The sequence below is a fragment of the Sphingobacterium sp. UBA6317 genome (genome assembly GCF_002440385.1).
In the GTDB taxonomy this organism is placed as follows: Bacteria; Bacteroidota; Bacteroidia; order Sphingobacteriales; family Sphingobacteriaceae; genus Sphingobacterium; species Sphingobacterium multivorum.
In genome coordinates, this window is sequence record NZ_DJTD01000023.1 from 74,837 (window position 1) to 86,056 (window position 11,220).

Sequence of the window (11,220 nt, forward strand, 5' to 3'; positions counted from 1 at the left end):
AGAATTAAACATTAAATTATGCGGGTCTTAAATGATAGGCTTTAGGCTGAACAAATGCTCGTATACCTTGAGCCGATAAGGTCGAACCTAAGCCAGAATTTCGTCTTCCGGACCAAGGCACATTAGGGCTTACCCTATCACAGCAGTTCCAATATACCGTTCCTGTATCCATTTTGCTAAGGATATTCATTGCTCTATCCTGATCGGACGAAAACACCGCTGCAGTAAGGCCATAGGTCGTATCCTGCATCAACGTAATTGCCTCTTCGTCTGAAGTGACCTTTTGTATACCTATCAACGGACCAAAAGTCTCTTCACGCATAAGTAGCATGTTGTGATTACAGTGCTCAAATACTGTGGGAGCATAATAATATCCCTTACCTTCTAATACATGTCCGCCCAACCGTAGTGTTGCTCCCTTTTCAAGGGCATCTTTCACTTGATCTTCAAGGACGTCCAGCTGAGCAGACCTCGTTAAAGGACCGATAAATGTGTCTCCAGCGCATGGATCGCCAACCTGATAGGAAGCTACCTCCTCAATAAATGCCTCGACAAACTCATCGTATATCTGTTCTGAAACATAGATACGTTCAACCGCACAACAGCTCTGCCCATTGTTGTAGAAAGCGCCTTCGGCTGCCGACACCGCCGCCTGTTTTATGTCTTTCACATCTTCTGTTACGTATAGGGGATCCTTTCCGCCTAGCTCAAGCTGGACTGGAACTAATTTATGCGCTACGGCCCTAGCAATATGTACTCCAGTTTTATAGGATCCAGTAAAGAAATAGCCATCCAATGGCAATGATAAGATATGCTCGCCAATCCTCCCATCTCCAACAACACAGTGAAATACATCATCAGGTATACCGGCTTCATAAAGGTATTTTGCAAACTGCAATCCGGTCAGCGTAGCAAATTCAGAAGGTTTATAGAGCACGGCATTGCCCGCAACCAAGGCGTACAGAAAAATATTAAAGCCCACATTATAAGGGAAATTCCATGCAGAAATATTGGCAATGACACCAAGTGGTTCATAGCGAATATGTTCTAGTGTAGCCCCCTCATTTACAATAATTTCTTCTGAAAGCCATCTTTCAGCATTTTTTCGAAGATGCTCAATACGGTTTTGTGCTCCGTTAATTTCATTAAGCGATTGTGTGATGGGTTTGCCCGTCTCCTTGGTAAGGATCTCCGCAAGTTCCTGTTTATTCGCCAAGATCAGCTCCCCAAATTGTATGATGCACGCCAAACGATCCTTCAAAGGAACGTTGGCCCATTTTTGCTGTCCCTGTTTTAGTAAGGAGAGTGTATTTTCCAATTCAACTGTTGTGGTTGAAGGCAACGTTGCTACTACAGCACCGGTTGCAGGATTTCTAATTTCTATGTTGTCTTGCATGTTCGATAAAAACATTAAGAATTAAATTTTCATCTAAAAGTATTCCCTTCTGTGTTTGGGAAAATTCGGGATGCCATTGTACACCCATCACTTTCCCGGCCGCTTCTTTGGTATAACCAAATGCTTCGATAAATCCGTCTTCCGAGCGCGCAAAGACTTCGAGATCACGGCCAAGATCTTTAATAGCCTGATGATGTACAGTGTTGACCAAGGGATTGGCAACATGGCCATATAGTCTGTCGAAAAGTGTTCCTGGTTCTATATGTACGGGATGATTGATGGTGTCGTATAGACTTGCTGAACGATGTACAGCCGACTGAGGAAGCTGACTACCGATATCCTGATACATTGTGCCTCCAAAATAGACGTTCATTAACTGAAATCCCCGACAGATACCTAAGACTGGCTTATGATTTCTGATGGCATAATCCAATATCTTTAGCTCATATTGATCCCGATAAGGGTCTCCCTTCCAGGGTCCGATAGGCTCTTCTCCATAATGCTGGGGTGCTATATCGCTTCCACCTTGAAGAACTATGCCATCCATCTGGTGTAAGATGTCCGCTAATAATGATTCTTCAAGATCCGGCAATAATATAGGAAGAACGCCTTTTTTAGTTATCCATCGAACCATATCATTTTCCATATAGCTCAGTGATTTGTGTCCAAAGACCGTCCTCTCGGGGTCTGGATAAAAAAAACACGCACTAATACCGATTTTTAACATATTATTTTCCTTCGTAAGCGGTTTCATAAATTGCAAGAAAATCTGCTTTGCTAACGGGCTTGGGGTTTGATGGGTGACAGAAATCTGCAAACGCCAGTTCTGATAACGGTTGCAGATGTTCCTTTTGCACGCCTATCGCAGATAATTGTGTAGGCAGTCCCAAACGTACATTGAGGTCAAACAGATAGTCTACAACCCTGTCTCCAGCATGACTACCGAGCCCTAAAGCCATGGCCATCTTATCGAAACGATCTTCAAAACCGACATAATTAAACTGCATGCCATAGGGAAGATTTACCGCGTTGGCCAGTCCATGATGGGTATCAAGGAGCGAGGACAGCGGATGCGCTAAACTATGAACGACTCCTAGTCCCTTCTGAAAAGCAACAGCTCCCATCAATGATGCCAAAAGCATTTTAGAGCGGGATAGCAAGTCTGATTCTTTCGTAGCACACTCAATAGACGTCGCCACCATGGCCATTCCTTCAAGCGCTATACCATCACACATCGGATGATACCCTTTGGCCAAATAGGCTTCCATATTGTGGGTAAGTGCGTCCATTCCCGTTGCTGCCGTAATAAACGGTGGCAGATCCATTGTAAGCAAAGGATCGGCAAATACAATTTTTGCCATCAATCTGGGACTAAACAGAATTCGTTTTTTCTTGGTTTCATCTTCTGAAATAATAGCACTACGCCCCACCTCACTCCCAGTCCCGGCGGTCGTAGGTACAGTAATCAATGGTGGTATCTCGTTGGTCACATAGATATCGCCACCGATCAGATCGTCGTAATCAAATAAATCACGATGATGATTTGCGCGCAAGGCAATTGCCCGTGCTACGTCGAGTGCTGCTCCACCGCCAACGCCAATAATTGAATCTCTATTTTGCCTTCTAAAGACATCTCCTCCCAAGAGGACATCAGATTTTACTGGATTTTTATGCAAATCATGAAAGACAATAACGTCGATCCCTTTGTTCGTCAGCTTTTGTTGGACTCCCTTAAAAAATGGTAGTTGGGCGATAGTCGGATCCGTTACCAGTAAAGGGCGATTAAGTCCATTGGTCAATAAATAGTCTGGTAGCTCGTCGATCACTCCAGCACCGAAACGGATCGGTGTCGGAAAATTAAAACCGTAAATTTTTGCTGTATCCATTGTTCAGTTAAATAATTTCAAAATATCTTTTTGTTTCCCAATCTGTGACCTGCTCAGAAAATTGTCGCCATTCCCATAACCGTGATTTACAAAAATGATCGACAAACTTTTGGCCAAATAGCTCGGAGGCTATTTGCGATTGCGCCATTCGAGCGGTCGCATCGTGGAGGTTTCTTGGTAACACGCCGTGTTGCAGATCTTTATAACCATTACCGCTAGTATGTCGATTATCCAATGGCAATTTATACTTGATGCCATACAACCCGCTAGCCAAACATGCTGCTACTGCCAAATAAGGGTTCACATCTGAACCGACAACACGATGTTCAATGCGTGTGGCTTTGGGGCCGCCTTCGATGACGCGGAGTGCTGTGGTACGATTATCTATGCCCCAAGTCAGGGTTGTCGGTGCCCATGCTCCTTCAGTCAGCCTTTTATAACTGTTAACAGTGGGCGCCAATAACGGTAGAATATCAGGTAAACAATACAATTGCCCCGCAAGAAAATGCTTCATCAACTGGCTCATTCCGAGTTCATCTTCTTTATCATAAAAGAGGTTGTTCTGTTTGTTGAGATCCCAAAGACTTTGATGCACATGGCCGCTGCAGCCTGGTAAGTCCTTGGTCTGTTTCGCCATAAAACTCGCCGTGATATTATGTTTTTTTCCGATGTCCTTAACCGCAGATTTAAAGAGCGTAGCCCTATCTGCAGCTTCAAGAGCATCACTACATTGGATCGCAGCTTCCAGAACACCTGGCCCGGTCTCCGTATGTAGCCCCTCAAGAGGTACACCGAATCTTTCGAGCATAGCCAAAAGATCCTGAAAAAATCCGTAATTGTCAGACATCCGTAAGATGGAATAACCAAACATACCAGATGTTATCGGTGTCATATCTCTAAAACTATTTTGGGGAGCGGCATTATCGGCTTTCACGAAATTAAACCATTCAAATTCCTGTGAAAAAATTGGTTTAAATCCGGCAGTCTCCGCCTGTGCAATTATGTTTTTAAGGAGTGATCTTGGGCACACATTTTGGTCCCGAGAAAGCGGAGATTCAAAATCAGCTAGAAAAAAGGGAATATCTTCTTGCCAGGGAATCTGTCGAAATGTATTTCCATCAATACGCGCCGGGAAATCGCCGTATCCTGTATGCCAGCCTGTAATTTCCACATTGTCATAAACCTGATCGTTAACATCCCATCCAAACACCACCGAGCAAAACCCAAATTCATTGTCCAGTGCAGAGATAAACTTATCCCGATGCATAAATTTCCCACGGAGCACCCCGTCTATATCAGCGACGGCAACTTTAACGTGCGTACTTGTGCTTGCTGATAATTTGGCAATAATTTCATTTTTAGTTATCATAATTTGATGGTTTTGTCCTTGTCAAGGAAGATTAGGAAATAGAGGTATGATAAGATGACAAGCCCAAAGAATAATAGAGCTGTCAAGGGGTTATAATATATCATTGCAATGAGACACACGACAGCAATAATAAATGCAATTGCCGGAAACAGCGGATACAAAGGAACTCTGAATGGGCGTTCCAAATCGGGTTCCTTTTTTCGCAAGGCAAAAAATGACCACATGGATATTATATAAAGACAGATTGCCCCAAAACATGCGATGGTAATAATGCCTGCGGTCTTCCCGGTCAATAATGCTATGATGCCAATAGCCATATTAATTAAGAGTGCATTGGCCGGAGTCTTAAATCGTTGATGCACTTTTCCGAGAATCGACGGTGCATACCCCACTCTCCCAAACTCAAAGGTGGCTCTGCCACCAGCGAGAATGATACCATGAAATGAGGCTATAAGACCCAAAAGACCAACGCCTATAAGTAGTTTATAGAGAATATGGCGATTGTCAATGACATGTGCAATGGCAAGTGGCAATGGTGAATCGGAGGGTTCAGTGCTTCCGACAGGATAAACGACAGCCTCCCAGCCGCCGACACCCACCGCCGACAAAAATGTAATGATACAAAGCACAACTAAAGTTACGATGGCCGATCCAAAGCCGATTAATACATTTTTCTGTGGATTGATCGTTTCCTCAGCAACATTCGCTACACCTTCAATAGCGAGAAAAAACCAGATAGCAAACGGAATAGCTGCAAAAATACCCGAGAAGCCATTGGGCAATGCGTTGTGCTCAAGGTTGGAAAATTCGAAAGCCGGAAATGTAACACCGGCAAATATCAGTAATTCGATAACCGCAAGAACAGTTACGACCAATTCAAATGATGCAGCGAGTTTTACGCCCAGTATATTCATTGAAGTGAAAATCACATAGGCCCCAATGGCAAAAATAAGATAGTCAACCGAAGGATGCAATAAATGTAGATAAGCACCTATAGCAGCAGCAATGGCAGGCGGAGCAAAAACAAACTCGATATTTTGTGCAATACCGGCGACAAATCCCAAATGCTTGCCCAATCCTCGATTGGCATATTCAAAGGCTCCGCCAGCCTTAGGGATCGCACACGCCATCTCTGTATAGCTGAAGGTAAATGTAAGGTACATGATAATAACGAACACTGTAGCAATGGCCAATCCCAATGTGCCGCCTTCTGCCAAACCGAGATTCCATCCAAAATACATTCCCGAGATAACATAGCCTACACCCAATCCCCATAACATAACCGGACCAAGGACTTTTTTTAATTGAGGCTCACTCATAATTTTATTTAGGTTGGTAAATTGATAGTAATTAATTAATTTAAATTTACTACATATAGTTTAAATGATAGTATTATATATCTGTAATTATGGCTATTTTAGTAAAATAATATGGTTGTATTTTATTTACTAGTGTTTACGATCTAACTACAGTCATAGATATAGTTTTTTTAGATTTAATTTACTACGATAATGAAATTGGATGAGAAAGACCTCATGCTTCTGGACCTTTTGCAACAGGATGCGAACATAAGTAACAAGGAAATAGCTGACCGTGTTAATTTATCCATGACTCCCGTATACGAACGTATTAAGAAGTTAATAGCAACCTCCGTTCTCAAACAGAAAGTCTTTCTGCTGGACAGAAGAAAACTTGATCTTAATCTAATGGTGCTTGTATCCATCAGTATGGAAAAACATTCCAATGAAAGTGCCTTGTTATTTATGGAGGAGATACAAAAATTTCCAGAGGTAGTCGAGTGTTTCCACGTAACGGGTGCATTTGACTATCAAATAAAGGTGATGGTTAGGGATGTTGATCACTATCATGAATTCAATTTTAATAAACTGGCAACAATTAAGGGAATCAGACATATGGAAAGTTATTTTGTCATGAAAGAAATCGTGAATACAACCCGTCTCCCAATCTTTCTTTGATAATTAGTTTAGCATATTTTGGCTTTACTATGCTGCGCTGACGACTCTCCTAATTTAATTTCCCGGAATTGATGACCACCTTTTGACTTGCTACGCTATCTCCTATTTTCGAATTTTCGGCGAAGTAGTTTAGATCGACTGCGAATATTTCCGCAAGTCTATGTAGTGTTAAAAAGTCTGGTAAAGACTCTCCCCGCTCCCATTTTCCAACTGCTTGGGGGCTGACGAATAAAAGTTCAGCAAGCTGTGCTTGCGACATATTTCGCTCTTTCCGCACTTTGGCAATATTATTACCTAATGTTTTGTTATCCATAATTATTGTTTATTGATGATGTTCAACTTTACAAATATATTGAGGCTAATCTGTAATTATCGCGAAAAGGGAAATACCTCTAGTTGTAATTATGCTACTTATCGTTGTATTCGAACAACTTCGGGTTGTTATTCCTAGAGTATTGTCCTATACTGTTATTGAAACTATATTTTAAGTAAAACTCCTCAAAGACGAACCTTTCTTTATGATAATGCCATCCCATATTTTAGATCGTGGGTTATGAGAAAGACAAACTTTAACTAATTTAGGAAGATCTACCACCATGAATACCGTCAAGCTAGTTTAAATATTTCTAGAAATTTGATCTATATTTATATACCTAAAATTTACATATGTTAGAGAATTTTGAGTTTTACCTTTTTTTAGTCCTACTAATTACGATGTTGATCATGCTGGCGAGAAAAATTCAGGTTGCATACCCTGTTTTACTCGTATTAGCGGGACTTGTAATAAGTTTTATCCCGGGAGTTCCCCCTATTAAGATAGAACCCGAATTGATATTCATTATTTTTTTACCGCCGCTCCTTTACGAGGCAGCTTGGTCAACTTCCTGGAAAGAACTCTGGCGATGGCGCCGGATTATCTTCAGCTTTGCCTTTGTTGTGGTCTTTTTTACAGCATTGTCCGTTGCCGTTTTTGCCAACTATTTTATCCCGGGATTCTCCTTAGCTCTCGGTTTTCTATTGGGCGGAATAGTTTCCCCTCCTGATGCGGTTAGTGCCGGTGCAATTTTAAAATTCGTGAAGGTACCCAAAAGGCTGGCGTCCATATTGGAAGGTGAAAGTTTGTTGAATGATGCTTCCTCACTAATAATTTTTCGCTTTGCAATGATTGCTGCTGCTACTGGGCAGTATGTATGGTACCAAGCGGCCGGGAGCTTTATTTGGATGTGTATTGGCGGAGTGGGAATCGGACTTACAATTGCCTATGTTTTTCTGAAAATGCATAAACTTTTACCAACCGATTCCAATACAGACATATTGCTAACTTTTATTGCACCTTTCTCGATGTATTTGATCGCAGAACAACTTCATGCTTCTGGGGTTCTTGCGGTTGTCAGTGGCGGCTTATTTCTCTCGTATCGTAGTCACGATTTTTTGAGCAGTGCATCTCGAATCCGGACAGTAACCGTATGGGAAAGCTTTTGCTTTCTGCTGAATGGCATTGTCTTTATGCTTATCGGATTAGATTTACCGGAAATTGTATCTGGATTGGGTGATACCAATATCTCCACTGCTATTGGCTATGGCGTCGCCGTTACAATAGTCCTTATTCTTGTACGAATTTTTGCAGGGTATGCTGCAGTAATTACGACCTTGATCATGAGAAATTTTATAACGGTTGCAGACGCTCAATCGCCCGGTTGGCAAACTCCAATGATTATCGGCTGGACTGGAATGCGTGGCGTCGTTTCTTTGGCAGCAGCGCTATCTATCCCATTAACTTTGGCCGACGGAACTCCTTTTCCTCAAAGGAATCTCATTCTTTTCATCACATTTGTTGTGATTCTGTTAACCTTACTTGTTCAAGGGTTGACCCTCCCTTTTATCTTGAGAAAAATCAAATTAGTAGATAGAGATTTTGTAAGAAGTGAAAAGGAGATCGATTATGAAATTCAGAATAGATTGGCTCAAGTCGCCGTTGACAAGATTCGTAATGATTACGCGGACAAAGTTGAAAGTTTTCCGACCTTAAAGGATCAACTACAGAAGTATGAGAATCAGTTGCGGAGCTCCGAGATTATCATTAATTATGCCGAATACCGTAAAATCTATATCGATATCCTTGAAACACAGCGTATTTGGCTTATCAATAAAAACCGCGAAGAACTTTTATTGGACGAAGAGATCATCCGCAAACACCTTCGTTTGTTAGATCTTCAGGAAGAAAGGTTGAATATGAGAAGCTAATTTATCCCTAGCTCAGCCTACTGCCGTACATTTATGATCGACAATGCAGATTGAATTGTCGATCATAAATAACTAATTTATTAGTCTTCATCCAAATAAATGTCGTGAACAACAAAACGAATAGACTTGCTAAACACCAACATATCCGCTACATCTTCAGAATCTATGGCATAGAGTGTTTCTACCCCACCTTCATCCAAAAGTTCGGAATCTGGTATAAGTTCAAAAAAAGTGATTCCTTCAACAATGGATAATTCTTCTACTTTAACATATGATACATCCTGGCTCTTCCAAAGTGAGAGAATTTCTTTGGAAAACAATCGATAATTATTAGCTTGATTTGACATGGTCGCAAATTAACAAAAATATGGCTCATTATATTTGTGTTATAACGTTTCTAAAATCTTACTTACTCTTTCGTTTTTAGGATTAATTTCGCGAACTTTTTGATAGTTCTTCTTGGCACTATCTATTTGTCCAGATTTCAAGTAGGCTTCCGCTAAACTATCATAAACATTTTCACTTTTAGGATATAGCACCGTATTCACCTTAAATATGTCAATAGCTTGGTTTATTTTATGCTGATTGAGTAATTCATAACCTGCACCGTTCAGGAAACCTTCTGAAAGCAACTCATCGTCACTATCCTGTTCTTTTGCTTTTTGAAAAGCTTTTAATCCATCCTCGAAATTTCCTTCTAAAATAAGCTCTAGTGGAGTCCGGTCATTTGCATCGACTTTCGGATTTTTGGAATAAATCTTTTTATCACGCAAAACCTGTACAAGCTCATATTGACCGCTTTTGGTATCCTTTGAAAATACTACGTTCACGTTTCGATCTCGCATAACAAAAGTATTTGCCGACACTTTAACCAACTCTACAGGCTTGTCTAGATTTTGGACTGACATAAGCTTGCCACTCTGACTATAGACCCTTATAACACCGTATTTGCCAGATCGATAACGTCCACTATTGACATTCAGTTCTTGAGAACTTAGCGGCAAAATTTTATTTATTGGGGCCAGGTAATTGGGCCATTGATAGGTTAATGCAACCGCTCGGACAAGTTCGTTGATAAATTCAGGTTTGTTTGTATTTGTAAGAATAACTACGCCATCACCGCTTGTTTTATTTCCAACAAAATAGGAGCTAAAGCCTTCGTTCCATCCACCATGGCAAAAATAAGATGAACCGTCGTAATCTTCCAGAAAGACACCTAATCCTATAATAGATTCAATATAGGGGCTTGTGAATTCTTCGGCCGTCTTCTTGGAAATAACAGCATTACTTTTGCCATTTAAGGTCCGTTGAATATCGATCACGAATCTAGCGTAATCTTCTGCTGTTGACCACAAGCCAGCAGCCGCCTGCTCTGGGTAGACATGATATCTTCCTTCCACTTTTTTACCATCTACAGTATAAGCCGTCGCCGCAAATTGTTTTTTCAACTCAGGAAGAGGCTGGGCAAAAGTGCTATTTTTCATACCCAAAGGTGAGAGTACCTTTTCTTCCATGATGCTACTATAATCTTTCCCTTCAATATCAAGGAGCATCTGTTGAAGTACGGTATAGCCACCGCCTGAATACCGAAAATTTAAGCCAGGAAGTTTATCAACATACACCATAGGTGTATTAGCAGGCTTTAGACCACTCAGTACTTCTACCGCTGTCGGAATTGGGTCTGTTGTCCGATAGCCCGGGAACCCACTTACAGTAAGTCCCGCAGTGTGGCTAATGATATTTTTGAGTGTAACATTTTTCGCTCTGGTCCAATTATTTTCGGGTATTTTCCAGGATTTCAGGTATAAATTCACATCGGCATTGGATGCCAACTTGCCAAGCTCCACTTCCTTCAATGCAGCGTATGCACTTACGGGCTTGCTCATGGACGCCACCTGAAATAAGGTGTTTGACCTAACTGGTGTTTTCGAATCGAGATCGGCAAAACCATACGTTTTGCTCCATAATATTTCAGCGTTTTTTATCACGGCGATGCTTACACCTGGAACCTGATAAAATTCCATGCGCGATTTAATATTCCAGGCCGGCTCACCCTCAAAACGAACAGGCGGTATGAGACTGGATTCGACATGAGAAATCTCCTTTATTTTTTGAGGGGTCGTTTGAGCAAATGCGGTTGACACTAGTATCGCAAAAATTCCAGTAATTGGTAAAGCTTTCATTTTATTTATGATCGTTTAAGTGATGATACGAAGCGCCTCTCCTATCTCTTGCTGGCTTCTTTGTAATTCTTCATTGACAGCTGATGCCAATTTTATTGCCAAAAACATAAATCACTGTAAAACAATTTTATGCAATAATATTCCAAAATAAATTGATCGTATTCGG

At 41.2% G+C, this 11,220-nt stretch carries 10 protein-coding genes; 2 read left to right on the plus strand and 8 right to left on the minus strand.

Annotated features, from left to right (window positions below):
- Nucleotides 1-16: 16 nt before the first annotated feature.
- From B3E92_RS07065 to eat, 5 genes are read right to left on the minus strand one after another with little or no spacing between them, the layout of a single operon-like run.
- A complete protein-coding gene (locus tag B3E92_RS07065; RefSeq protein ID WP_286895950.1) occupies nt 17-1,396 on the minus strand; it encodes an aldehyde dehydrogenase family protein in 1,380 nt (459 codons plus the stop codon).
- Nucleotides 1,374-2,150, minus strand: coding sequence for a gamma-glutamyl-gamma-aminobutyrate hydrolase family protein (locus B3E92_RS07070; protein WP_201303532.1), 777 nt, complete (start codon nt 2,148-2,150; stop codon nt 1,374-1,376). Before B3E92_RS07070 ends, B3E92_RS07065 begins: the two co-directional genes overlap by 23 nt.
- Entirely contained in the window at nt 2,125-3,282 is a 1,158-nt protein-coding gene (locus B3E92_RS07075; protein ID WP_286895951.1) for an iron-containing alcohol dehydrogenase, read from the minus strand. The genes B3E92_RS07070 and B3E92_RS07075 overlap by 26 nt, the downstream gene beginning before the upstream one ends.
- A gap of 7 nt (nt 3,283-3,289) precedes the next feature.
- Entirely contained in the window at nt 3,290-4,651 is a 1,362-nt protein-coding gene (locus B3E92_RS07080; protein ID WP_286895953.1) for a glutamine synthetase family protein, read from the minus strand.
- Nucleotides 4,648-5,970, minus strand: coding sequence for an ethanolamine permease (gene eat / locus B3E92_RS07085; protein ID WP_084823121.1), 1,323 nt, complete (start codon nt 5,968-5,970; stop codon nt 4,648-4,650). The genes B3E92_RS07080 and eat overlap by 4 nt, the downstream gene beginning before the upstream one ends.
- 192 nt (nt 5,971-6,162) lie before the next feature.
- Between eat and B3E92_RS07090 the strand changes: the two genes are divergently transcribed.
- Complete coding sequence (locus B3E92_RS07090; protein WP_046673359.1) at nt 6,163-6,627, plus strand: Lrp/AsnC family transcriptional regulator; 465 nt, start codon at nt 6,163-6,165, stop codon at nt 6,625-6,627.
- A 49-nt stretch (nt 6,628-6,676) separates the two neighbouring features.
- Here the strand turns inward: B3E92_RS07090 and B3E92_RS07095 are convergent, their stop codons facing one another.
- Nucleotides 6,677-6,940: a helix-turn-helix transcriptional regulator gene (locus tag B3E92_RS07095; protein ID WP_286895954.1), complete on the minus strand. Its 264-nt coding sequence runs from the start codon at nt 6,938-6,940 to the stop codon at nt 6,677-6,679.
- A gap of 353 nt (nt 6,941-7,293) precedes the next feature.
- Between B3E92_RS07095 and B3E92_RS07100 the strand changes: the two genes are divergently transcribed.
- Complete coding sequence (locus B3E92_RS07100) at nt 7,294-8,871, plus strand: Na+/H+ antiporter (protein WP_115048708.1); 1,578 nt, start codon at nt 7,294-7,296, stop codon at nt 8,869-8,871.
- Nucleotides 8,872-8,951: 80 nt separating this feature from the next.
- Here B3E92_RS07100 and B3E92_RS07105 read toward each other — a convergent pair whose 3' ends face one another.
- Both B3E92_RS07105 and B3E92_RS07110 read right to left on the minus strand, forming a co-directional pair.
- Nucleotides 8,952-9,218 (minus strand): hypothetical protein, encoded by a 267-nt coding sequence (locus B3E92_RS07105; RefSeq protein ID WP_046673356.1) that lies wholly within the window; start codon nt 9,216-9,218, stop codon nt 8,952-8,954.
- Between the two features lie 39 nt (nt 9,219-9,257).
- Nucleotides 9,258-11,054, minus strand: coding sequence for a beta-lactamase family protein (locus B3E92_RS07110; RefSeq protein ID WP_286895956.1), 1,797 nt, complete (start codon nt 11,052-11,054; stop codon nt 9,258-9,260).
- Nucleotides 11,055-11,220 lie beyond the last annotated feature (166 nt).

What these genes read in the sequence shown, in the direction of transcription:
- B3E92_RS07065 (WP_286895950.1), bottom strand. Translation starts at nt 1,396, where the DNA reads ATGCAAGACAACATAGAAATTAGAAATCCTGCAACCGGTGCTGTAGTA.
- B3E92_RS07070 (WP_201303532.1), bottom strand. Translation starts at nt 2,150, where the DNA reads ATGAAACCGCTTACGAAGGAAAATAATATGTTAAAAATCGGTATTAGT.
- B3E92_RS07075 (WP_286895951.1), bottom strand. Translation starts at nt 3,282, where the DNA reads ATGGATACAGCAAAAATTTACGGTTTTAATTTTCCGACACCGATCCGT.
- B3E92_RS07080 (WP_286895953.1), bottom strand. Translation starts at nt 4,651, where the DNA reads ATGATAACTAAAAATGAAATTATTGCCAAATTATCAGCAAGCACAAGT.
- eat (WP_084823121.1), bottom strand. Translation starts at nt 5,970, where the DNA reads ATGAGTGAGCCTCAATTAAAAAAAGTCCTTGGTCCGGTTATGTTATGG.
- B3E92_RS07090 (WP_046673359.1), top strand. Translation starts at nt 6,163, where the DNA reads ATGAAATTGGATGAGAAAGACCTCATGCTTCTGGACCTTTTGCAACAG.
- B3E92_RS07095 (WP_286895954.1), bottom strand. Translation starts at nt 6,940, where the DNA reads ATGGATAACAAAACATTAGGTAATAATATTGCCAAAGTGCGGAAAGAG.
- B3E92_RS07100 (WP_115048708.1), top strand. Translation starts at nt 7,294, where the DNA reads ATGTTAGAGAATTTTGAGTTTTACCTTTTTTTAGTCCTACTAATTACG.
- B3E92_RS07105 (WP_046673356.1), bottom strand. Translation starts at nt 9,218, where the DNA reads ATGTCAAATCAAGCTAATAATTATCGATTGTTTTCCAAAGAAATTCTC.
- B3E92_RS07110 (WP_286895956.1), bottom strand. Translation starts at nt 11,054, where the DNA reads ATGAAAGCTTTACCAATTACTGGAATTTTTGCGATACTAGTGTCAACC.